Consider the following 24031-nt stretch of genomic DNA (forward strand, 5'->3'; position numbering starts at 1 on the left):
GGTTTGTCCTCACATAAATTCGCTACACTTGAGAAAAATTTTTTATAAGAAAGAGTCCAATGTCGGTATTTCAACATCCTGAATTTGATAGTCATGAACACGTAGCCTTCTACAACGATGATAAAGCAGGTTTGCAAGCTATTATTGCCGTACACAACACCAACCTGGGTCCTGCGTTAGGTGGTTGTCGAATGTGGACTTATGCCGACAGCAATGAAGCACTCAATGATGTACTTCGTCTTTCAAAAGGAATGACTTACAAAGCCGCTATGGCAAATCTTGCGCTAGGCGGTGGTAAGTCTGTCATTATCGGGAATCCAAGAACGCAAAAAACACCAGAAATGATGTCTGCTATGGGCGAGTTTGTTGCGTCTTTAGGCGGGAAATATTTCACTGCAGAGGATTCTGGTATTGCTGTCAGCGATTTAAAAATCATGTCACAGCACTCTGATTATATTGCGGGAATTCACGCAAAGTACCATTACGCTGGTGAACAAGCTGATGGAAACCCCGCGCCGTCAACAGCCTATGGTGTGTTTGTTGGTTTGAAATCATCTGTTGAATTTGGATTAAATCAGAGTCTCAAAGGCGTTCGAGTAGGTATCCAAGGGATGGGACATGTTGGTTATCGTCTCGCTGAACATCTACATCGCGAAGGTGCTGAGTTATTTGTTGCTGATATCTTTCCTGAAGGCGTAGACAAGGCCGTTTCAAATCTTGGCGCTACTGCGGTCTCGCCTGAGGAAATAATGAGCCTAGATGTGGACGTATTGGCGCCTTGTGCTTTGGGTGCCACCGTTAATGAGCAGTCCATCGATGCGATTAAAGCAAAAGTCATTGCTGGCGCGGCAAATAACCAGCTCTCTACAGAGTCTATTGGCGAGAAATTGCTTGAACGAGGTATTTTGTACGCACCAGACTATGTAATAAATGCCGGTGGGGTTATCGACATTTTCCACCAACGCATGGAAACGAGTTCAAATGATGCAATGCGCGCACACATCGAAGAGATTGGTAGCACGCTAAAAGACATCTACACGCGCTCTACGCAGACTAAACAAGCCACCAATCGTGTAGCAAATGTCATGGCGGAAGAACGATTTTCCAATAAGGCTTGAAACTTAGCAGTCAAATCGTCATAATGCGCGGCGCGCTCAGGGTGGCGCGTCACCAACGCCCGATTTCAATGGTGGACTCTTGGTCCTCCCGCAATGATACTTTGTGAACCCGGTCAGGCCCGGAAGGGAGCAGCCGCAGCAGACGACTCATGTGCCGGGATGTGGCTGGGAGTTCGCCACCCAAACTCCACAATACTTATTCTTTAGCTTCCTCATCGCTTTGCTTTTCCGATGAATCCTTAGTTTCATCTAAAAACTTTATTGCCTTCTCAACGGCATGAGCCACGTTCATTTCCATTTGATTGCGTTCGCTCTGTGGTAAGTAAAATGCCATATCAACCTCGTAGCGTATGTATCGCGGTGGTACTTGATTCAGCGTAAGGCAGCAGATATCAGCGAGGTAGTCAGCAGAATGAGATTTATCGAGTCCTAGCTCGGTAATCCGGTCTAAAACCAAATGCTCATAATAGTTGTGAATATCATCATCTAACTTCATTAATGTTTCCCTTCTATTGGATATTTCTGTTGAAGCGCTGTGGCCAGTGCAAATTGATGTTAATAAAAGGTATAGCCGTTATTTTGTCGATGTCGAGTGTCCAGTGTTAGAATTCAGAGTGATACAAACAACAAGAACGACAGAAAATGAAAAAAAATATCGAGCCATGTTACTACGGTGACTACTTGCATTTAGACAAGTTACTTGGTGCCCAAGAACCGCAGAGTGCTAAGTACGGTGACGAAGCGCATGAAGAAACATTGTTTATTATTGTGCATCAAGTTTACGAGCTCTGGTTTAAGCAGGTCTTGCATGAATTGAATTCAGTGATCGATACCTTTAATCAACCGTCGGTAAAAGACCAGCAACTTACACAAGTGGTTCATCGACTCCACCGAGTCATTCAAATCCAGAAGTTAATGAATGACCAAATAGCCGTCATGGAAACTATGACACCTCAGCAGTTTTTATCGTTTCGTGACTACTTGGTGCCAGCGTCTGGATTTCAAAGTATTCAGTTTAAACGGTTAGAAATTTCACTCGGTTTGAAACGAGAATTCAGAATAGATTTTGATAAACAGAGTTTCTACAACCGATTAGCGGCAAAAGACCGTCAATTACTTGAAGCGTTAGAAGAGAAGCCTAGTTTATTTGATTTAGTCGATGCTTGGTTAGCACGAATGCCACTGTTACAGATGGACGGCTTCGCATTTTGGGATTACTACAAAAATGCGACCGAGAGCATGTTGTCTGATGACCAGGAGACCATTTCGACAAATACAACATTGAGCAACAAGGAAAGACAGCAAGAACTCATTGATTTGGAACGTACTAAGGAAAGCTTTGATGCGCTGTTTTCTCATGACAAGTATGAATCGCTGAGAAAAGAAGGAAAGTTTAGGTTGAGCCACGATGCTATGCTTTCAGCGTTGTTTATCAAACAATATTCTGAAGAACCTATTTTTAACCTTCCCTTTCAGCTTATTACTGCACTCACAGAGGTCGACGAACAACTCACTATTTGGCGTTACCGACATGCAATGATGGTTCAACGTATGCTGGGAACTAAGATAGGCACAGGTGGTTCGTCCGGGCATCATTATTTGAAGAAGACGACAGATTCCAACAGAATATTTTTAGACTTCTTTAACATGGCGACATTTCTTTTGCCTAAAGACAGCTTGCCCCAATTACCTGTCTCGGTGAAAAACTTACTTGGGTTCCATTTGCAGGTAAGCGGTAGTGAGCTTTAACTGACTAACAAGGTCTAGCGTGCTAGAGAATTTGTATTTTTCAGCACGCTAAGCTGCTGTGCGTTTGTTTAAATATTACACAATATGTTGGCATTGTTACTTTTGAAGTATTTAAGCGGTTAATGGTCTATTTAGTCAAAAGTTCAACGGTTCTATATAACTATTTAATTGGCTATAAATTGAGCTGTGTTGCTTGATTTCTGTGATCTTCCTGTAAACTGTAAGTTAAGATTTACAGCTTTCAAAAAAACTCGAAAAAAAAATGAACTTTTGAAAGTCCCTCGCCTGATCGCGGTTGACCCATCGGACGTGATGTGTTTATTATCTTCGTGAGGCTTAGACCTTACTAATAATATAAGTCGCTAAAAAGCGATTTAAACACACACTAAAAAATTTAGTGGTCCAGGGAGACAATACATGTTTACAAATTCTAAACTGGCCAAGTCAGTTAAGCTGGCCTGTGCGTTCGGTGCTGCCTCTGCAGCAATGATCGCTCCTAACGCAGCATTCGCACAAGAAGCAGAAATGGATGCAGTGGAGAAAATCGAAGTTACTGGTTCACGCATCAAGCGTACTGACCTTGAAGGTGCTTCTCCGGTTGTTTCAATCACAGCAGCAGACATTAAACTTGAAGGTGACTTCACAGTTGCTGATGCGTTGCGTTCAAGCTCTTTGAACTCTTTCGGTTCATTCTCTGAGCGTTCTGGTAGCTCTGCTCAGTCTCAAGCAACAATTAACCTTCGTGGTGCAGGTTCACGTCGTACGTTAGTTCTACTAAACGGTCGTCGTTTCCCTGGTTCACCAACGCTAGGTGGTGCTGCAGCTAACCTTAATGCTATCCCAATGGCTGCTGTTGAGCGTATCGACATCATGACCGAAGGTGCATCTTCTATCTACGGTTCAGACGCAATGGCTGGTGTTGTTAACATCGTATTGCGTGAAGATTACGAAGGTCTGACTTTCAACATCGGTGCTGGTCAGCGTACACAAGACGAAGGTACTACTTCTTCTGAATTCTCTGTTGTTGGTGGTCTATCTAACGACAAAGGTAACATCACATTCGCATTCGATCACCAGAAGCGTGAAGGTATCTCTGATGCAGACCGTGACTACACTAAAGCGCAAATCGGTGACCTAGATGGCGACGGCGATATCGAAGCATACACAGCTGATACTGTTGGTTGGTCTTACTTCGGTGCAACTGTTCTTTCTCCTGATTTTGCAACTGCACAAGCTTCACTACTTTGTGATGACTTGATCAGCGAATACGGCGAAAACACTTTCCGCCGCGTAGACGCTAACGAAGACTGGGGTCCAGGTTCAGAATACTGTATGTTTGCTTACGCGAACGTATCTTATAATACTGCGTCTATCGACCGTAACACTCTATATGTAAGCGCTGATTATGAAGTTGCTGAAGACGTAGAATGGTTTGGTCAAGCAATGGTAACGCAGAACTCTTCATTTGGTCGTTATGCTCCACCTGCTGCTGCATGGACTAACATGGCTGCTGATAACCCTCATAACCCATACGGTGTTGACGGTGCATACGGTTTGTTCCGTTGGGTTGGTATCGGTACTCGTGACGGTAACGTAGACGATTACAACCAAGATTACACCACTGGTCTTCGTGGTATCATGGACTGGAACGATGCAGAGTGGGAAGTTTACTACCACTTCAACATGGCTGATAACAAGTCAGTTGGTCAATACTACCTATCATACTCAGGTCTTGCTTATAACGAAGCAAACGGTATCGACCTAGGTTCTGAGGAAGGTATTGCGAACATGAAAGCGACAACTCTGCAAGAGTCTAGCTCTAAGTTCCACCAGTACTTCGCTGGTATGGGCTTCGATATGTTCGAACTTTCTGGCGGTTATGCAGCGCATTACTTCGGTGTTGAATTCTTCGAACAGACTTATGCTGACATCTATGATGGCCAGTCTGAAGCAGGTCGTATCGGTGGTTCAGCAGGTAACTCTTCATCTGGTGAGCGTGATGTTCTAGCGGTATTCTTCGAATCTGCTCTTCCAGTAACTGAAGACGTAGAGCTTAACGTTAAAGCACGTTACGATGATTACTCTGACTTCGGTAGCAAGCTTTCTCCAGCATTCTCAGCACGTTGGGATGTAATGGATGGTGTTGTAATCCGTGGTTCATACTCAGAGTCTTTCCGTGCTCCAGGTCTTGACCTTCTAAATGCTGCGCGTACTTTCTCTGCTGAAGGCGCAATCGACTTCAACAACGGCGCGACTACATCTCGTCAGTACGACACGTACTACACAGCTAACCCAGACCTTGAAGCTGAAACTTCAGATTACACTAACTTGGGTATCGCTTGGGATGTTAACGACAACCTAAACTTGAAGCTAGATTACTTCTCACTATCAATTGATAACGTAATCCAGGCTAAGTCGCTTCAAAACCTACTTTCTGACGAAGCAGCTGGTCTAATCAGCGCAGTGTCTATTGATACTGATACTTCTGACGAAGTTTTCTACTTGAAGCGTTCAGCTTCAGGCACACTTGTTGAAGCGGGTACGTCTTACTTCAACGGTGCTGGTTTCGAAATTGAAGGTATTGACTTCACTATCGCGGGTAGCCTAGAGACTGGTTTCGGTGATTTCCGTTTCCAAAGTGTTAGCAGCTTCGTACTTTCATACGATTCAGAAGTTGGTGGTGTAGTACAAGACGTTGCTGGTTGGTCTGGTAGCCCAGACTTCAAATCAGTTGCAACAGCTGTTTGGTCTTATGAAGAGCACTCACTATCTTGGAACATTACATACACAGATAGCACTTCTGAGTTCGAGACAGACGCTAACGGTACTGGTTACTATGTACAAACTGGTAAGTTAGACAGCTGGTTGATCCACAACGTAACTTATACTTACGATATGGCTGACTACGGTAACGTTACGTTCACTGTAAACAACCTACTTGACGAAGATCCAGTATTGTCTTCAAGCAACACTTGGGATAACGCAGACCTATATAACAACTTCGGTCGTGATATCCGCGTTAACTATCAAGTTAGCTTCTAATAGCTAGACATCTAATGTCTTAAGACAAAAGGCCGATTTTATCGGCCTTTTTTGTTTTTCAGGCATACGCTATGTAGATGTTGATTTGGTAGCTGCTGTCATCGACTTATGAGCTTTAAGACTAACAGAGATATTTAATGAGCGATTTTTGGAGTAATTACTGGAAGCAAGGTCACCTCAATTCATTTGGTGATTCTGCAAATGATAACTATCGAGGAGTCATAGAGACGTCGTGGACACAGTTTTTTGCTGACTACTCAAATGAAAAAGACACTATTGTCGATATTGGTACGGGCAATGGTGCGCTGATAGACATCGCGGTAAATGGGGCAACCGGTAGCTCCTGCCAGTTTATCGGCGTCGACTATGCTGCGCTCAATATCCGTCCAGAGTTGCATAAAAACAATGTTCAATTTTTAGAGAAAACGAATGCTGAATCGCTACCATTAGAAGATTCGAGCATCGCTGCAGTTATTTCTCAATTCGGCATCGAATACACTAATTTCAATAAATCTATTCCTGAGATTGCTCGCGTGCTCAAGCCCAAGGGGCGAGTGAATTTTGTTATCCATTATTCGAATAGTAGTATTGTGAAACCCAATAGAGATATTTTTTTAGCCCTTCAATTAGTCAAAGGTGATAAGGGGCTTTTAGGGTTACTTAAAGATCTCGTAGAGGCTATCAACACTCAAGGTAAACAATCGGCATTAGCTGAACGGGTCCGGGCCACTCTCAACGAACGGCTTAGTAACATATCTAACAAAAACGGACTGGTTGGAACAAACTTTCCAGCGTTTTTACGTGCCATTCTCAATCCGTCATTAACCCACGACAAAAAGTTAATGATGTTTGGTATGTACGAGTCAGAGATGAACAATCAATTTGAGCGTTTAGATGACCTCCTGCAAGCATCTAAAACTGACGAAGAAGTCTCGAGTTTATGCGATTTACTGGAAGCAAGCGGGATTCCTGCCAAGAGTAGCTTCGTGACTGAAAATGGTGAGATTCTCGGTGTAAATATAGAGGGTACAAAAGGAGGTTAATGTTAACTTATCCCTTTGTCCTCAAACTCAAACCTACTTTACTACTCGCAATACTATGAATTCATCAGTACAACAATATGTCAATAGCGCTATGCAACTCATGCAGCAAGGGAACTATTCAGGTGCCTTAAAAATCTTCCTTGCACTAGAAAAAGCAGGAATGAAGGACTTCCGACTATTTCGAACAATAGGTGTTGCTTACGAGCGTATTGATGATTTGAGTGCCGCTTGTAACTATTTTAAGCGCTCACTTGAACTAAACGCAGGTCAAGCTGACTTGATGGAGAGCTTAGGTAAACTCTTTCTAAAACAGGACAAGGTAACAGAAGCGCAATCTTGGTTAGAAAGAGAATATAGGCTCTATCCGAGTGCGTCTGCTTGTTATCGATATGCGCGTATGTTTCTGCGACAAGATTTCCGAGATCTAGAAAAGTTAGATCAGCTTTTGACAAAGGGTATTGACGAGTATGGATGCACTGAGTCTTTAGGATTACTTAAAGCTCAGCTTTTAGGTGAACGCTCAGAATGGAACACACAGTTGCACTTGCTCACAGAGCTTCGTGAACGGTATCCGAAAAACTCATTGGTATTACGAGCAATTGCTTGGGCATATAAGCAAACGGGCAATAGTACAAAAGCTATCCAAAGTTATAACACACTGCTGAGTGATAAAAGTACGGCTACGGCTGATGATTTAGAGAGGCTGGCATTAATTCACTTTGAGCTTTCTCAGTTGCCTCAAGCAATAAGGACGTTAGAAACCGGTATTTTACAATTTCCTAATAATCGGGCTCTCTACAGAGTTCTTTCATCTATTAGATATGAGAATGGTGAATCGTCATTTTTAAGTGATTATGAAAAGTCACTAAGTAAGTTGCCGCTAGAACTTGGTTTAGATTATGCGGACAAGAGCATAAATGCCAAAGAACTAGAACGAGCTGAGGAAATCTTAAGCCAACTAGAAAAGCGTTTTGGCAACCAAGATGTGATTAAAAATCGTTTAGCCAACCTTGCTTACGAACAACAGCAAGATGAGAGATGTATTGAGCTTGTATCGGACTTGTTGGTTAAAACACCTGATGCAATAGCACTGCTGGAACGTCGGGCTCTAGCGAGTTTAGCGCTGGGTGATCTTTCGCAAAGTGGCAAAGACATTAAGTCGTTGTTGGCAAGTAGAACTGATCAACAATTCTTCTGGGCATTGCAATCTGTGCAATGGCGCTTGGAGCAGGATGAGCGATACAAATGGTTGTGTGATTATGAAACGCTGGTAAAAACAAGTGAGTTATCTACGAAAGAGTGCGAAGAACCTCTAGTTACTTATATACATGCTCTGAAGGAAGAGCTAACTAAACTGCACCAAGCGAAAAAACATCCGCTTGAGCAGTCATTACGCGGAGGAACGCAAACACCGGGTAACTTGCTACTACGCAACGACAATACGTTTAAGATACTCAACGAGAGGTTATCTCGTACCGTAGAAAGCGAACTCTCATTGCTATCCAAAGATGAAACTCATCCGACCTTATCAAGAAGACTCACTACCCCGATTTTTTCAGCAAGCTGGTCTGTCATGTTAAAAAATCAGGGCTATCATAGGTCTCATGTACATCCGAAAGGATGGTACAGCAGTGCTTTCTATGTTTCCGTACCAGAGGTAGTTTCGAGCGATGAGGACAAACAAGGGTGGTTAAAATTTGGTGAGCCCGGAATACGTTTGTACACACCACTTAAAGCAGAATATTGGGTTAAACCGGAAGCGGGTAAACTTGCTTTATTCCCTTCATTCTTCTGGCATGGAACCGAGCCTTATACATCCCAAGACAGTCGATTGAGTGTAGCATTTGATTTACTACCCAGTGCTCACCAATAGACATATTCACCCGACAAGTGACCGTGATTTTTAAGTCTAATATGTGAAATTATTATTACCTGTTATTCCGAGTAATAGTGGTTTTTACGAATTAACTATCATCGGCTGGTTGTTAAATGAGCATAACTTGATTAAGGATTAGACACGGGCTACTCGCATAGTGTAGGTTAGAGTTCAGTCACTTGACTAGTAAGGTTAATCCGTGTGACTATACTACGTTCGTAGTAACGACTTTTGCTAGTCGTTGTTACATTCCTTAAACAAAATTGTGAAAGTTTTATAAGCCCCTTGCCCGATAATTATTCTTTTCGGTGAGGATTCAAATAAGAAATTTGGTTGGGAACTATGTCCAAAATGAGCAAGAGAACTCTTATTGCTTCTACTGTTATGGGTGCATTCGCGCTAACAAGTAGTGCAGTCTCTGCAGATACGCTTGAAGCACTTCACCAAGAAGAAGCAAAGATCCACGCGGCAGCAGCGAAATCTCAGGAAAAAATCAACACGCTATTCGAACAGTCTCAAGAATTACTCGTTGAATATCGTCAGACTGTTGACGAGACTGAAAACCTTAAGATCTATAACGATTACATTGCTAGCTTGGTTGCAGACCAACAGCGCGGAATCGATTCTCTACAGCGTCAGATCGATAGTATCGAAGAAACTAAGCAAGGTATCGTTCCTCTTATGTTCCGTATGATCGATAGCTTAGAGCAATTCATCAAGCTAGATCGTCCTATTCACTTCGAAGAGCGTCTAGAGCGCGTAGAGCGTCTACGTGACCTTATGGCTAACTCTGACGTAACAGTTTCAGAGCAGTTCCGCCAAGTTATCGAAGCGTACTTGGTAGAAGTAGAGTACGGTACTAAGATCAATTCTTATCAGGGTACTATTGATGACGCTGGTACTGAAGTAACGGTTGATTTCTTCAACCTTGGTCGTACTGCTCTTGTCGCTCTATCTCTTGACCAAGCAAACGCTTGGGCGTGGGATAACGATGCGCGCTCTTGGGTTAAACTTGGAGATGAGTACTTGTCTTCAGTTGTTGATGCAGTGAAAATCGCTAACGGTACTATTCCTGCAGAAATTATCAAACTACCTATCAGTGCAGCGGAGTAATTATTAATGAAACCAGTAATTAAATCTCTTTTAGCCGCTGCTTCATTAGCTGTGGTAGCCGCCGGAGCTCAGGCTCAGGAAGCAAAGAGCCTACAAGAACTATTAGAGCAGGTTCAACAGAACCGTGTTTCTGAAGCGCGTATCAATCAACAGCGCGAAGCGGAATTCCAATCTGCACGTGCCGATAAGCAAGCGCTTCTTCGCCGTGCACAGGCTGAGCTTAAAGCAGAGCAAGATCGCGGTGATCGCCTTCAACAGCAGTTCTCTGATAACGAAGTAACACTAAACGACAAAGCTGCTGAGCTTGACCAGGCAACTGGTACACTTGGTGAAATGTTTGGTGTTGTACGTCAAGCGTCTTCAGAAGCTTATGGTCGTATCTCTACGTCAATTGTTAGTGCTCAATTCCCAGGTCGTGGTGAGTTCCTAGCTAAGATGTCAGAAGAATCACGTGGTCTTCCAAACATCGCGGAACTTGAAGATCTTTGGTTTGCACTTCAGAAAGAAATGACTGAAGGTGGTGAAGTGGTTCGCTTTGATGCAGAGGTTATCAACCTTGATGGTGGTTCTGCTACGCAAAGCATCGTTCGTGTAGGTACATTTAACCTTATCGGTGAAGATGGCTACCTTGCATATGATTCAGAAAACAAAGTTGTTCAGCCGCTAGGTCGTCAACCAGACGGTCACTTTGTAGCGTCTGCTGAAGCGCTTATCGACGCGACTTCTGGTCTAGTTCCTTTCTATGCTGACCCATCTCAAGGTGCAATCCTTGGATTACTTAAGCAAAAAGCGACTATGTCTGAGCGTTATCACGCAGGTGGTCCAGTAGGTTACACAATCACGCTTATGCTTGGTATTGGTCTACTTATCGGTCTATACAAGATGATTACGCTTACGCTAGTTGGTGGCAAAATGCGTTCACAGCTTAAGAACGTAGCTAACCCATCTGAAAGCAATCCTCTTGGCCGTATTCTTAAAGTTTACCAAGAGAACAAAGGTGCTGACGCTGAAAATCTAGAACTTAAGCTAGACGAAGCAATTCTTCGCGAGCTTCCTAAGATTGAAAGCGGCATCAACGTAATCAAGATTTTTGCGGCAATTGCTCCGCTACTAGGTCTACTTGGTACTGTACTTGGTATGATCGAGACGTTCCAAACCATCACATTATTCGGTACTGGTGACCCACGTATGATGGCGGGAAGTATCTCAATGGCTCTTGTAACAACAGCTCAAGGTATTATCGCGGCACTACCGTTGATTCTTACTCACAGCATCGTTGCTTCACGTAGCAAGTCAATCATCCACATTCTAGACGAGCAAACAGCGGGTATCGTTGCTGCTCACTCTGAGTCGGAGAACGCGTAATATGATGTACCTGATTGGATTATTTGAATCGGTCAGGGACTTTATCGCTACCGGCGGTGACGTACTTTACTTCGTTGCTGCCGCGCTCTTTCTCATGTGGGTATTAATGATTGAGCGTTATTGGTATTTGACCTCGGTTTTCCCAAAGGTGAAGAAAACTATCATCCAAAACTGGAATGACCGAGCTGATACCACATCATGGTATGCGCATAGAATCCGTGACGCGTGGATTTCTCAGGCGTCAGATGACCTAAACGCTAGAATGCTGATCATTCGTACCATTATTGCAATGTGTCCGTTAATCGGTCTACTGGGAACAGTGACTGGTATGATTACAGTATTCGAGACGATGGCAACGCAGGGCACCAGTAACGCCCGTCTAATGGCAGCTGGTATCTCTATGGCAACAATCCCAACAATGGCTGGGATGGTTGCAGCGCTATCAGGGCTATTTATTAGTTCTCGTCTTGAAGCGAAGGTGAAGCTGGCAAGGGAAGGCTTGGTTGATAGCCTGCCACATCATTAGAGAGAGAGATTATGTCTCGTAAAGTCAGAACCGAGGAAGAAGATGCACAGATCGACATGACGCCCATGTTGGATATCGTGTTTATCATGCTTATCTTCTTTATCGTTACTACTGTTTTCGTAAAAGAAGCAGGTATAGAAGTTAACAAGCCTGACGCGAGCCAGGCGATACTTCACAAAAATGCCAACATATTCATCGCCGTTACGGAAGATGGTAATGTTTGGTTAGACAAGCGTGAAGTATCTCCAGACAGCGTTAGAGCTAATATCGAGCGACTGCTTACCGAGCAGCCTACTGACTATGTAATCATCCAAGCTGACGTAAAAGCTAAGCATGGTTTGATAGTTGAAATTATGGATCAGGTTAAAGCCGCTGGCGTTAACCGAGTTTCGGTAGCGGCGAGGGGTTAAGATGTTACGTATAATTGTATCTATTTTACTAGGTGCTGGTGTTGCGTTTGCCCTTTTCGTACTTATGGCAAAGTTGATCGAGAACTCTTCTCGTCCAGCTGACGAAGTACCGCCTGCGCCAGTAATCGATATTGTAATGCAAGAGCCGGATGATGAAACTCAGACCCGTACGCGCGTTCCACCACCGCCTCCGCCGCCGCCTCAACAGCCTCCAAAAATGGAACCTGTAGAGCCTGAAGCTGCGGAACCGGATACAGATGGCTTTAGCCTGAATATCCCTGCGGTTGATACTGGTGGTGTGGGTGTAAACATTGGTGGTGTGGGTGCTATGCAACGTGATGGTGATGCTACACCGATCGTTCGTATCGATCCTAAGTATCCACCAGAAGCTGCTCGCGATGGCCGTGAAGGTTGGGTTCGTCTTTCATTCACTATCAATGAAATTGGTGGTGTAGAAGATATCAAAGTGCTTGAAGCTGAGCCAAAGCGCTTGTTCGACCGCGAAGCTCGTCGTGCATTACGTAAGTGGAAATACAAGCCTAAGATCGTAGATGGTGTTGCTGTTAAGCAAGAAAACATGTTCGTTCAATTAGACTTTAAATTGGAGCAATGATCATGATGAAACGCACATTCAAAATGTCAGCTGCTGCTTTGGTTTTTGGCGCGGGAGCAATGCTTAGCGCGCCAACTGTACTAGCCCAAGTAAATTCACCGGTAGTTTGTCCTGGTTATGAAAAAGGTAAAACTACACTTGTCGGTGAACGCGTTGGTAAGAAAGTACAGAAGGCCTTTGAAGCCTATAACCAAGATTTAATGGACGAAGCACTGACGATTCTTATCGATATTGAAGCGTCAGAAGCGTTTGACAAAGCGTACGTGGACCGATTCATTGGTAACCTTATGGCGTCTCAAGAGGGGCAAGGTACAAGAGCGCTTGGCTATTTGGTCAATGCTGTTGAACCCAAGGTACTCAATGATTTGGAGCACGCGCAAACGCTTAAGCTACTTGGCGACTTGAGTATGCAAGAAACCAAGTACAACGATGCTATCAAATATTACAATGCCTGGATGGACTTCACGTGTAAAGAAGACGCCGATGTTTATACGCGTCTAACGCAAGCTTATTATGAGTCTAAGCAACTAGACATGATGATTGAGCCTGCTGACAAAGCTATTGCATTGTATGAAGAGCCAAACAAAAACCCTTACGTACTAAAGCTTACTTCGTTCTACGAACGTAAGATGTTTCCGCAAACCGTTGCGGTTGCTGAAGAACTAGTACGTATGTTCCCAGGTGAAGATCGTTGGTGGACACAGCTTGGTTTGTTCTATCTTTTGGTAGAAGACTTTGACAAAGCGCTTTCAACATTTGAAGTTGCTTACAGCCAAGGTTTCCTCACTAAAGAAAACCACATCAAGACATTGGCACAGCTTTACCAAACTAGCGGCATGCCTCACAAGGCGGCTGAGCTACTAGAAAAGCACTTGAAAGAAGGGTTGTTTGAAAAGGATGCAGATTTGTTAGCAACTATTGCAAACGCGCATCACCAAGCGAAGAACTTCACGCAAGCGGCTAGTCTTTACGCTCAGGCAGCTCAGTTAAGCTCTGATCCAGAACACTATCGTAAACAAGGTACACTTCTGCTCGTAGCTGAAGATTACCGTGGTGCGATAACAGCGCTTAACAACGCACTTGAGCGCGGTATTGAAAACCCTGCGAAAGTACACTTTACGCTTATGGAAGCTAATTTCTATGCGGGTAATTTCCGCCAAGCTTACAATCATGTATTGGAAGCTAAGAAAGACCGCTCTTTACGTCGTAATGCGTCAGCATGGGAGCCTTACATAAAGGACAAAGCGAAGAATAGAGGCATAAGCATCTAGCATTCGCTCCGCGTAAAAAAGCCGCTATGATTAGCGGCTTTTTTGTTTGTGGTTCTCTTTCCTCTAGAGTACACCTTTATCACCTCTCTGAAGCTTCAACGCTCGATACAAAGGATTATTGTGATCCATATATAAACTTTTGCGTGTACATTTTATTTCTATGGTGGTGCAAGAGGCTTGTTATGAGATTTCCTTATAAGCGTTACGCAGTATGTTTCTCGTCGATTTTTACGTTGGCATTCTTACCTCTTCACGCTTTAGCGAGTGAGCGTATATTCGACCCATTGCACGCCGATGCCAGTAAACTTATAAACGTGTGGGTCAAATCTCAGCTCGATTATTTACAAATTCCTTATCTGTCTATCAGCTATGTAAAAGATCAAGATGTGCTTTTCAGTGGTAGTTACGGCCAAGTCGAGCTGAATGGTGCTGTAGATGCAACTAGTAGTACTATATCGAGTATTTGCTCTGTGACAAAAGTCTTCACAGCAACTGCAATAGTGATGTTAGCTGAACAAGGTAAATTGAATCTAAACGATTCTGTTGCGGATATCCTACCAGCGTTGAATGTCCTAAATAGCGAAGGCGAAAGCAGCGATTTGAACGATATACAAGTAGTCCATTTACTCAATCATACGTCTGGCCTACCAAGAGACACTTCACACTTATATTGGAGTGGACCAAACCATAATTTTCCCACTAAAAAAGAGCTCTATGAGAGCCTCAGTAATCAAAAAAGAGAGACTAGAGCTGATAAAGCTTCGAGTTATAGTAACCTTGGCTACGCGCTGCTCGGGCAGATAATAGAAGTTGTTACAGGAGATAGTTATTCGGCATTTATTGAGCAAGAGATATTCATGCCCCTCCGTATGAGTGATTCCGTCGTAGAAATGTCTGAAACGAGTTATGGTAAAAATCATGCGGTTGGGTATACGGCACTCAATCGAAATGGCCTTAGGACAAAAGCTAGTTTCTACAAAACACGAGCTATGCAATCTGCATTCGGTATATCCAGCAACGCAAGCGATATGGCAAAGTTCATATCATGGCAATTTAGATTAGCACAACAATCGAACACAGAATTAATGAGTCCGCAAAGTCTTCTTCAGATGTATGAAACTTATCATACTCAGGCAGCAACTAATAGAGGCCTAGCGTACGAAGTACAAACAAGTGAGTCTGGTGACGTTTGGGTCATGCATGGCGGTATGTGTCCCGGATACACTTCATATTTGCAAATGAATACGACTGGTAAAGAGGGCTATGCAGTGGTCATGTCGGCGAATGGAGTCAGGCCGTCGTCTTTCATTAAGGACTTAAAGCAAATTTTAACCAAGGCGGCTCAACTACAAGTAGACAAAGAAAACGGTCAACTTTTCAAAGAGTACGAAGGGTTCTACGATTTAAATCCATGGAACAGTGAGGTTTATGTTGGAAGTTGGGGGCGTGATTTAGTCTTGTTATATCTGCCTGTCGATTCCGTTAAATATGCAATGTATCACTATAGAAAAGTAGATAATGATACATTTCAGCGACTAGAAGACGGAGTGTTGACCGACGAGTTTATGGTATTTAATCGCGATCAAGCTGGCAACGTGATATCGGTGAATAACGACGGTTCGCTGCACTATAAACTATGAGGCGTTATGGTTATATGAGCAGACTAGCTTTTATTGATTGATAAAGTGGTCGAGGTCTTGACCAGTTAATCGTTTGATTTGTACGAAGAGGTACCAAAGAGCGCCAATCAGCAAAATCATACTTGGAATAACTATAACTGGGTAACTTAGCGCAGTCATACGTCCTAATTCTTCGGTATATTCTGTAGTACCTGGCTCACTAACAAGTATCACTTTTGCCAATATGTAGTTGAGGGTGGATGAGAGGAAAAAAGAACCAGCGACTATGTAGGAACTCACCGCAACCTTTTTCTTAAATAGGATTTCAGCATTGTGAGCTGCTAGTGCCTCGTTGAGTTTTGGCCAATTGATCATTTGGTCGTTAAGAATTAGCGCTTTTACTAAAGGGCGATCAGTAAACTGAGTGACCAATACAGCGATTCCAATGATTGCTGGTATTGCCGCTTCTTTGATCGCAATGTACTCCGCTGGCAGTTTAAGTAAGCTAATACCACCTGTAAGCAGTACGCTAATAATCCCTAACACCGAAAAGCCATTTACTTTACCTGACTGTTTTAAATCCCAGAGACCGTAGCCAAGAGGAAAACTCAGTGCAGCAACAATGCTCCATGCTGGACCTAAATAGTCTTCAGAGCTAGCATAGCTCATCAAAAGTACAGGAATAATGATATTGAAAACGAGATTGCCAAAGAAGCCTTGGTTTTGCTGAGATTGGGTCGATGTCATAGTTGTTGTTTTATCCAATTTCTTGAGGGGAAGTATAGCGGCAAAGGTTATTTCGCCCAATACCAAGCTGCGACTAAACCACTGATAAATCCAAAAAGGTGATATTCGAAAGATATATAGGGTGATAGCGGCAATATACCGACAAGCATACCACCGTATACTATGGCGACAATTACAGATATCACTAGGTACCTGATTTTCTTGGATCGAAACCCAGCAAGTACTAAAAATCCGAAGTAACCGTATACTAAACCACTCGCTCCAATATGAATGGCACCGCGTGCAAATAGCCATACAGCCAAACCGCTCAGTATAATGATCGCAAAAGTGGTGATAATAAACGTTCTTTTACCCCACTGCATACTCAGCCACATAAACAGTAAAAGCGGAAAGAGATTAGCCATTAAGTGTGCTGGGGTTCCGTGAAGGAAAGGCGCCGCAAAAATGCCCGGCAAGTGCGTCAGGTGGCGAGGTATTACACCAAACTGGCTCAAAAGGCGCCCAGTAAATACATTAATTAGTTCTATCAGTATCAGCAGGGCAGCAATGAAGCACAGCGTCTTTATTTGAGAGGAGAAGCCTATCATAGGGTTACAAGATGATGTGAGGTAGATAACGTGATAAATCCTGTGTGATAGGGGACTTATCTTCGCGAATTGATATCCCAGCAGGCATATCATCAACCAACCAGCTACCAATCAAAGTATGGTTGCCGTCAAATACTGGAAGGGGTGAGTAAGCTTGTAAAATAAAGCCTTCTTCCCCGTAAGGCCCCTCACTGAGTACTTTTTCTTCGCCGTTATCGAGTAAAGAAATATTCGCCCCTTCTCTGGAAAACAGAGGCTTTTTGATCCATTTTTCGTTACTACTTGCTTTGTGAGCGCCGTCACTAAAATAGGACGGTAGAAGGTTAGGATGATTGGGGAATCTTTGCCATAACAACGGGAGAAGCGCTTTGTTGGATAGTATTGCCTTCCATGGAGGCTCGATCCAATTAGTATCAGCGGTTTCCAAATGGTCACCGTAGGATTCACTGAGCATAAACTCCCACGGATACAATTTAAAACAACTCAGGAGTGGGTTGTTTGACATATCGGTAAAAAGCCCATTTTCAGACAGGCCGATGTCTTCTACGTAAACAAACTTGTCTTCAATACCTGCTTCTGAGGCACAATCCTGAAGGTATTGAACGGTACCCCTGTCTTCTTCCGTGTCTTTACAACAGGCGAAGTGCATTTCGTGAACTTGGTAAAACTGTGCGATTTCACCAAGGCGATGCACTAGCTTTTCTTGCAAGCTGTTAAATTGGTCAGCATTTCTTGCAATGTGGCCTTCTTGAACCTGGTGCTCAAGCCAAAGCCATTGCCAAAAACCACTTTCGTATAAGCTTGTTGGTGTATCAGCATTATTTTCCAGTAATTTCGCTGGGTTGACACCGTCGTACACCAAGTCCAAGCGAGAGTACAAGCTCGGCTCTTTGTTTAACCAGCTTTGTCTCACAAAGTCCCAATGCGCTTGCGGTATGGCGAAGCGCTTCATCAGCTTTTCGCTATTAACAACCTCGTCAACAATTGAGAGACACATCTGATGAATTTCAGCCGTGGGGTCTTCAATATGGTTTTCAATCTGCGCTAGTGAAAATTGATAGTAAGCAGACTCATCCCAATAAGGCTCTCCATACATGGTATGAAAATGAAAACCGTATTCAGCAGCCAGCATCTGCCAACTTGGCCTAGGTTTAGACGGAACCCTAAACATAGTGCTTAGCTACCCCAGCTACCAGAGCGACTGCTGCTTCCCCAAGACGACTTCGCTCGTACGCTACTGCCAAAGCCACCTCGACTCATGGTTCTGGTTACTGTTGGCTTTGGCTTAAATGCATCGGGGCGAACGCGATAATTACGTTTTCGAATATCACCATTAAATACGTAGCCATCCGCCGTAACCCATCGAGAGCGATAGGAAGAGTAGGGTGAGTATGACGTGTACAAAGGCTGTGAATAATAGCGGCTAGGTGAAAGTAGCTGACTCACCATAAAACCGGCCATAAACGGCATAAAGAAACTACCTTGATTATTGTTCACATACTGGCACTGGTTGGCGCCAAATTCGTGTTCACAATCGTATTCAGAGTTATATCGTGGGCTAGTGCGTACAGCCTCATCTAAAGCGGTTTGATAAGCGGCATCACACTGAGCAATAGCGTCAGGGTTATCAATTTTACATTCGTCTAACGAGGTATAGATTCTAGCGTCTTGCCTATCGTCCGAACAGGCAGACAACATTACGCCAGCCACACCTACAGCTAAAGGTTTTAATGCGAACGCTTTGCGCATTCGACGTAAATTAATATGCTTACTGCGTTTTTGCGTAGCCATATGTACCTCCTTAGTAGGTCATGCAAGCGGCATTCAGTAAACCTACTGCCACAGAGATACACGCTAGCATAGTGCCAGCTGATACTTCATTGTTGCTAATGCGCTCTGCGATTTTTGGCATGAAGGTAAAACGCAAAAGCGCGAATGCGATAGATTGCGCAATAATTGCAACAACACTCCAAATAGCAAAGTCGACTACGGCGACTGAGTTAGACGCCGCACTGCCCAGTGCAATGGCGAATCCGATAATAGCTCCACCGAAACCAATGGCAGCTGCAGTATTTTGTTCCTCTTTTACCAGTTTCCATTCGTCATGCGGGGTGACGAAGGAGTACACCACTTTAAATACAAAAAGAAAGACAATAGACAAGCCGAAATACATTGCAAAGCTGCCTAAGCCTGCGAGTGAATCAAAAATAGTTTCCATGGTTATTTCCTTTAATTATCCGTTAATTGTGATGTCAGTAGGCTGTAGGTCAAAGCCGGTGACATGCACTAAACAGCGATCTAAATTGTTGCCCACTTGCTTTTCTTCGCCTATCACAAGCAGTGATTCAGTGCGCCCATTGTCGATAGGACGCTCATAAAGCATCATGAATTGGTCTGTTTTACTCACATCGCCGTCTTCTTCATAGGTTGTTTCTGTTACTGCAACAGGAGGAGACTGCTCGCCAACCGCTTCCCATACTCGGGTAAACTCGTTGCCATCGAGGGTATAGGTAGGTTGGGATATGATCTTGTCTAAACAAGTTTTCCACTGTGCATCGCTACCTATGGTTTTAGTATCGAAGAAATACCAAAGTTTTACGTCGGTAATATGATTCTCTGTAAGCCCGCCATCAGTGACGACTTGCAGAAAACCCTCGTCATCAGTGTAATAACGAAGGAGCGTACCGCCGGTATCCAGTGGGGCTTCACCTACCGCTTGTATTAACTGAGAACGGGCTGCGCCTTCTATAGTTAAGCTGGGTTCAATAAGCGACATTTTAAGGGCGTCGAGCTCGAATGAACCTCCGAGATATAACCCCATGATCTCTGGTGCTTTAGGTTTTTTAGGGGTGTCTTTTTTACCAAAGAGTTTGCTAAACATATTAGGATACTCCACTGGTGGTGAGTGTAGACCAATCGAAATGAGTAACGCGGTTTGGAGCAATATAGAAAAGCGTATCTCCAGAACTCACCGTATCGGTAAGTTTCGGATTGACTACCATTGCTTTTACATTCCCCGCTGGAGCATAGCCAATCACAACAGCATCATATTCTTTTTTAAATCGCATAAACAACTGTTCGATGGAACAAGAGTAATCACTCCCTGGAATCTTGACAGAAAACTGGGCTTGGCCTTCATCAATACTCAGTAAGTCGTGATGTAGCGCACTGGAGCCTGGATCAAACGCCGCCTTTGCCAACATCTCAACAGCTACACTTGGTGTACATTCCACTTTTGGGCAGTGCTCTTGTAGTAATGAAACTAAGCTTTCATCTTGGAAATAAGCCACTTTATGAGCATTAGGGTTACGCTTATTACAATACAGGGCGGTGGTCATAGTCACATCATCTTGGGGGTTGTCGATGAGAATAGTACTTGCGGTCTCCACACATGCCCGTTTCATGTCAGCATCTTTATTGAACGAATCGACTTTGACAAATTCCACGATACCCGGCATCGGGTTTTCAATATCTGCTTTTACACAAAGCGCAATCGGCGGTTTTTCTTGTGTTGCATCGCGTTCGCGGATGAGTAAGTCTAGCAAATGCATTGTGCGCTGCTCATTCCAACCGATGACTAAAATGTGATCGCTTAGGTGAAGATTATTCATGCCTAGTAACCCTTTTCTCCATTGCCCTGATACCCATGCTGCCGCCTTTCCTAAAATCATTGCAAAAATGCTCAACCCCATGGGAATAACATAAATCGCTACAATCAGCTTACCCCCGTCGGTAACGGGAGACATATCACCATAGCCAACGGTACTTGCGGTGACAGCAAGCCAGTAGAAAAAGTCAACTCCCGTGGTAAGGTCAGATTCTCCAGCAAGGGATAAAGCAATGTAGCTGGAAACGGCGTAAAACGCGCTTATGCCCAAGATAGTCTGCCATCCGGAGTTGGCAAAGTATTGAAGCATTACTTTTCGGATTTTAAGCCAAGGCAACATACGGTAGTGGGTTCCTTCTTCTGTATGTTTTAACAATTTATCAGTAATTGTTGAACGCAGCGAAAATTTCTTTGTTTCAAAATAAAACTGGAGTCTTGGCTCAATACAGTTAGATGTGCAGTTCTCGATTTGCACGAGGGGAAGTTATGAACTTTTTACAGCAGTCTGAGGCATGGATGCCGAAGCCGAGCCTACATGGATGTATTCACGGCGTGCAGTAAAAAGTTTGTTACTTCCCCTCGGGGGTGATAACGCGTATTTTAAGCTAAAGTTATTACTTTCCTAAGATTCGCGCCAACTCATCATCTGCTGATGATTGACCGCCTTTGATACCTGCATCGGCGAGACGCTTCTCAAGATCACTACCTTCGCTATCGCCAGCCAGTTCTTCGGCAGCTTGTAATTCGGCACCACGCAATTTCTGCTTTTCTTGAATTCGGCTCAATGACTCAGTTGCCGTTTTCATTTTGCTGTTGGCTCCCATATGACGAGAAGACACAGCTACTTGCGCTTTTTGTACACTTTCTGTGGCTTTAACCATATCGACCTGTTGCTCAAGGCGACGCAGGTTTGCCTTAGCTTGCTGGATATTTTGTGCAAGCTGCTTCTCTGACTGCGTGAACTGCTCTAAATAAGTCTGTTCAGTCTCGCGCTCTGCTTTAAGGTCAGACACTTTCTGCGCGCAGTCTAGAGCAAGCTGGCGATCGGTGTCGATAGCTTTACGCGCATGTGCTTCATACTCTGCAATTGAAGTGTCAAAGCTGTCTACTTTTTGCTGAGATAATTTACACTTCGCCAGAATTTGCGTACGGGCATGATCTGACTTACGTAATTCTTCTTTGGCTTCACGAATTTCTTGTTCAAGAATACGGATAGCCTGGCTGTCTACTACAGATTGTGCTGCTTCTGTAGCACCACCTTTTACTGCTGTTACTAACTTTTTCCACACTGACATTCGCTTCTCCTAAGAAATCAAGCTGATTTAAGATGAGTTTCGTAAGCATCTAAGAACGATGCTACGTTTTGGAACAAGGTTTCTACTTCAATCACAATACTCTCTGCTTTTGATTGGGCGCTAAGGGCACCAAACGCGGTGTAGTATTCGCTATCGCCTACGTGGGTAATACCCACAGTAGTTAATGGAAACACCATATGTGTTGAAAGAATCTCGTGATCAAGGGCTGCTTTGTCTTTTACTTCGGTCGCCGAAAACAACAAGCTTTCCACTAAGATTTGTTCACCACTGATCGCTAGCCAAGCATCAATACCGTCCTGGTTGGCAATTAACAAGCAGTTATCTTCACGGGTAACAACCACGTCATCGTGGTCTTTAAACAGGGATTCGATGCTGTCTAGATCCCAATGCATAATGCTCTCCTTTAGATTTTGAAGCGATAATGTCATGTCCACTGTAAACCACTAATTTGGGACACGCCACTAATCTTGACTTGCAGTGTAGACTCAATCTGCCATAATCGTCAATAACAAATATTCTTTATTTGTGTAAAAAAATGTTTTTACGTAAATTATAATTCACAAATGGGGTGTTCTTTGAGTTCTAAAAATACATGGCGACTCACCGTTCAACGATTGGTTAAATCGGAAATGTCCATTCGTGGCGTAAAATATCAAACACTTAGCCAGCGCTTAGCCGACATAGGTGTTGAACAAAGTGCTGATAATCTCAGGAATAAGGTCAACAAAGGCATCATGGGCGCAGACCTCTTGCTACAAATCTTATATGTGCTTAAAGCGCGGGACGTTAGCGTGGGTTTAATTGATGAAATCCAGACTGATCTCAATCGCATAAACGAGTAGAATACGCACCGCAAGGTATAACCAGAAGTACATACAGAAACTTTAGATATGATGAAATTGTCAGATTACGGGTTTGACTTACCCGAGCATCTCATTGCCAAGTACCCAACGGAAAATCGCTCAGCTAGCCGTTTACTTCAACTAAACCGTGAAACGGGCGATGTTTCTCACAGCATGTTTAAAAATATGTTAGATCTAGTGAACCCCGGGGACTTACTGGTGTTTAACAATACCCGTGTAATTCCTGCTCGTTTGCTTGGTAAAAAAGAAACCGGTGGGCAAGTAGAAGTACTCATTGAGCGTCTACTTGATGAGCACACTGCTTTGGCCCATGTAAGGGCGAGTAAAGCTCCCAAGCCAGGGACTTCACTTATCCTTGAAGAAAAGGTGAATGTAACGGTGACGGGCCGTGATGATGCCTTGTTTATTTTAAAGTTTGAGCATCAAGAGCATACTCTTCAATTACTTGAAGAGTATGGTCATATGCCTTTACCTCCTTACATTGACCGCCCCGATGAAAGCGCCGACAAAGAGCGCTATCAAACGGTGTACAATGACAAACCCGGCGCCGTTGCTGCACCAACCGCGGGATTGCATTTCGACGATGAAATCCTGGCTAAGCTAAAAGACAAAGGCGTTAATCTCGCATTTGTCACCCTACATGTAGGGGCAGGAACCTTTCAACCGGTGCGAGTTGATAACATTCAAGAGCACAAAATGCACGCGGAGTATGCAGAAGTACCTCAAGACGTTGTTGATGCAATAAAAGCAACCAAGGCGCAAGGTAAACGTGTGATAGCTGTAGGTACTACCTCAGTGCGTTCCCTTGAGTCCGCTGCAGCGGTATCGCCGGAAGGCGATTTACAACCGTTTCAGGATGATACCTCCATCTTCATTTACCCAGGGTTTGAATTTAGAGTGATAGATGCCATGTTCACTAACTTTCACTTGCCAGAATCTACCTTGATGATGCTAATCAGTGCTTTTGCCGGCAGAGAGAACATCATGAATGCTTATCAGCAAGCCATTGAAAATGAATATAGATTTTTCAGTTATGGCGACAGTATGTTTATTGGCTAAATTTTATGCCCTTATTACGTGTTCTAAAACCTGTAATTGAGCATGATCTCAGCAGGATAACTGGTATAATCGCCGCCAATTTTTATATTACCCATTGCGCGTAGCGC

The 24031-nt window shown here is 43.7% G+C and carries 24 protein-coding genes and 1 other RNA gene; 15 read left to right on the forward strand and 10 right to left on the reverse strand.

Annotated elements, in window-relative coordinates:
* Positions 1 to 59 precede the first annotated feature (59 nt).
* Together EYS00_RS10610 and ffs are read left to right on the forward strand one after the other, a co-directional pair.
* A complete protein-coding gene (locus EYS00_RS10610; RefSeq protein WP_130636523.1) occupies positions 60 to 1118 on the forward strand; it encodes a Glu/Leu/Phe/Val dehydrogenase dimerization domain-containing protein in 1059 nt (352 codons plus the stop codon).
* 77 nt (positions 1119 to 1195) lie between these two features.
* An RNA gene (gene ffs / locus EYS00_RS10615) (signal recognition particle sRNA small type) lies at positions 1196 to 1292 on the forward strand.
* A gap of 22 nt (positions 1293 to 1314) precedes the next feature.
* Here the strand turns inward: ffs and EYS00_RS10620 are convergent.
* Positions 1315 to 1614 (reverse strand): late competence development ComFB family protein, encoded by a 300-nt coding sequence (locus tag EYS00_RS10620; RefSeq protein ID WP_130636524.1) that lies wholly within the window; start codon positions 1612 to 1614, stop codon positions 1315 to 1317.
* 146 nt (positions 1615 to 1760) lie between these two features.
* Here EYS00_RS10620 and EYS00_RS10625 point away from each other — a divergent pair, with 146 nt between their 5' ends.
* The 11 genes from EYS00_RS10625 to EYS00_RS10675 all read left to right on the forward strand — a co-directional run bounded on the left by EYS00_RS10625 (position 1761) and on the right by EYS00_RS10675 (position 15766).
* Positions 1761 to 2867: a tryptophan 2,3-dioxygenase family protein gene (locus EYS00_RS10625; protein ID WP_130636525.1), complete on the forward strand. Its 1107-nt coding sequence runs from the start codon at positions 1761 to 1763 to the stop codon at positions 2865 to 2867.
* 417 nt (positions 2868 to 3284) lie between these two features.
* Positions 3285 to 5909: a TonB-dependent receptor domain-containing protein gene (locus EYS00_RS10630; protein WP_130636526.1), complete on the forward strand. Its 2625-nt coding sequence runs from the start codon at positions 3285 to 3287 to the stop codon at positions 5907 to 5909.
* A 137-nt stretch (positions 5910 to 6046) separates the two neighbouring features.
* Positions 6047 to 6952 carry a class I SAM-dependent methyltransferase gene (locus EYS00_RS10635; protein ID WP_130636527.1) on the forward strand — a complete coding sequence of 302 codons (906 nt, stop codon included), beginning with the start codon at positions 6047 to 6049 and terminating at the stop codon, positions 6950 to 6952.
* A gap of 55 nt (positions 6953 to 7007) precedes the next feature.
* Positions 7008 to 8825, forward strand: coding sequence for a putative 2OG-Fe(II) oxygenase (locus EYS00_RS10640; protein ID WP_130636528.1), 1818 nt, complete (start codon positions 7008 to 7010; stop codon positions 8823 to 8825).
* Between the two features lie 354 nt (positions 8826 to 9179).
* Positions 9180 to 9941 (forward strand): DUF3450 domain-containing protein, encoded by a 762-nt coding sequence (locus tag EYS00_RS10645; protein WP_130636529.1) that lies wholly within the window; start codon positions 9180 to 9182, stop codon positions 9939 to 9941.
* Between the two features lie 6 nt (positions 9942 to 9947).
* On the forward strand, positions 9948 to 11306 hold the full coding sequence (locus tag EYS00_RS10650; RefSeq protein WP_130636530.1) for a MotA/TolQ/ExbB proton channel family protein: 1359 nt from the start codon (positions 9948 to 9950) through the stop codon (positions 11304 to 11306).
* Position 11307: 1 nt separating this feature from the next.
* Positions 11308 to 11832: a MotA/TolQ/ExbB proton channel family protein gene (locus EYS00_RS10655; RefSeq protein WP_130636531.1), complete on the forward strand. Its 525-nt coding sequence runs from the start codon at positions 11308 to 11310 to the stop codon at positions 11830 to 11832.
* 11 nt (positions 11833 to 11843) lie between these two features.
* Complete coding sequence (locus EYS00_RS10660) at positions 11844 to 12242, forward strand: biopolymer transporter ExbD (RefSeq protein WP_130636532.1); 399 nt, start codon at positions 11844 to 11846, stop codon at positions 12240 to 12242.
* Position 12243: 1 nt separating this feature from the next.
* Entirely contained in the window at positions 12244 to 12855 is a 612-nt protein-coding gene (locus tag EYS00_RS10665) for an energy transducer TonB (protein ID WP_130636533.1), read from the forward strand.
* Between the two features lie 2 nt (positions 12856 to 12857).
* A complete protein-coding gene (locus EYS00_RS10670) occupies positions 12858 to 14126 on the forward strand; it encodes a lipopolysaccharide assembly protein LapB (protein WP_130636534.1) in 1269 nt (422 codons plus the stop codon).
* 182 nt (positions 14127 to 14308) lie between these two features.
* Positions 14309 to 15766: a serine hydrolase gene (locus EYS00_RS10675; RefSeq protein WP_165399358.1), complete on the forward strand. Its 1458-nt coding sequence runs from the start codon at positions 14309 to 14311 to the stop codon at positions 15764 to 15766.
* A gap of 30 nt (positions 15767 to 15796) precedes the next feature.
* Here the strand turns inward: EYS00_RS10675 and EYS00_RS10680 are convergent, their stop codons facing one another.
* The 9 genes from EYS00_RS10680 to EYS00_RS10720 form a co-directional block, all read right to left on the reverse strand.
* Positions 15797 to 16492 carry a VC0807 family protein gene (locus tag EYS00_RS10680; protein WP_130636536.1) on the reverse strand — a complete coding sequence of 232 codons (696 nt, stop codon included), beginning with the start codon at positions 16490 to 16492 and terminating at the stop codon, positions 15797 to 15799.
* Positions 16493 to 16539: 47 nt separating this feature from the next.
* On the reverse strand, positions 16540 to 17079 hold the full coding sequence (locus EYS00_RS10685) for a rhomboid family intramembrane serine protease (protein ID WP_130636537.1): 540 nt from the start codon (positions 17077 to 17079) through the stop codon (positions 16540 to 16542).
* A gap of 4 nt (positions 17080 to 17083) precedes the next feature.
* Positions 17084 to 18250 (reverse strand): glutathionylspermidine synthase family protein, encoded by a 1167-nt coding sequence (locus tag EYS00_RS10690; RefSeq protein WP_130636538.1) that lies wholly within the window; start codon positions 18248 to 18250, stop codon positions 17084 to 17086.
* Positions 18251 to 18255: 5 nt separating this feature from the next.
* A complete protein-coding gene (locus tag EYS00_RS10695) occupies positions 18256 to 18870 on the reverse strand; it encodes a DUF1190 family protein (RefSeq protein ID WP_130636539.1) in 615 nt (204 codons plus the stop codon).
* A gap of 10 nt (positions 18871 to 18880) precedes the next feature.
* Positions 18881 to 19297 (reverse strand): DUF350 domain-containing protein, encoded by a 417-nt coding sequence (locus EYS00_RS10700; RefSeq protein WP_130636540.1) that lies wholly within the window; start codon positions 19295 to 19297, stop codon positions 18881 to 18883.
* A 15-nt stretch (positions 19298 to 19312) separates the two neighbouring features.
* Positions 19313 to 19960 carry a YjfK family protein gene (locus tag EYS00_RS10705; RefSeq protein WP_130636541.1) on the reverse strand — a complete coding sequence of 216 codons (648 nt, stop codon included), beginning with the start codon at positions 19958 to 19960 and terminating at the stop codon, positions 19313 to 19315.
* Position 19961: 1 nt separating this feature from the next.
* The gene (locus tag EYS00_RS10710; protein WP_181412797.1) at positions 19962 to 21026 is read right to left on the reverse strand and encodes a potassium channel family protein; all 1065 of its coding nucleotides are present in this window, start codon (positions 21024 to 21026) and stop codon (positions 19962 to 19964) included.
* A gap of 274 nt (positions 21027 to 21300) precedes the next feature.
* The gene (locus EYS00_RS10715; RefSeq protein WP_130636542.1) at positions 21301 to 21981 is read right to left on the reverse strand and encodes a PspA/IM30 family protein; all 681 of its coding nucleotides are present in this window, start codon (positions 21979 to 21981) and stop codon (positions 21301 to 21303) included.
* A 17-nt stretch (positions 21982 to 21998) separates the two neighbouring features.
* Entirely contained in the window at positions 21999 to 22394 is a 396-nt protein-coding gene (locus tag EYS00_RS10720) for a DUF2170 family protein (RefSeq protein WP_130636543.1), read from the reverse strand.
* A gap of 183 nt (positions 22395 to 22577) precedes the next feature.
* On the opposite strand from EYS00_RS10720, the gene EYS00_RS10725 reads away from it, so the two are divergent.
* A complete protein-coding gene (locus tag EYS00_RS10725) occupies positions 22578 to 22844 on the forward strand; it encodes a DUF6471 domain-containing protein (protein WP_258313026.1) in 267 nt (88 codons plus the stop codon).
* Between the two features lie 51 nt (positions 22845 to 22895).
* On the forward strand, positions 22896 to 23924 hold the full coding sequence (gene queA, locus EYS00_RS10730; RefSeq protein WP_130636675.1) for a tRNA preQ1(34) S-adenosylmethionine ribosyltransferase-isomerase QueA: 1029 nt from the start codon (positions 22896 to 22898) through the stop codon (positions 23922 to 23924).
* Positions 23925 to 24031 lie beyond the last annotated feature (107 nt).

The sequence above is a fragment of the Alteromonas sp. KUL49 genome (genome assembly GCF_006538345.1).
Taxonomy (GTDB): domain Bacteria; phylum Pseudomonadota; class Gammaproteobacteria; order Enterobacterales; family Alteromonadaceae; genus Alteromonas.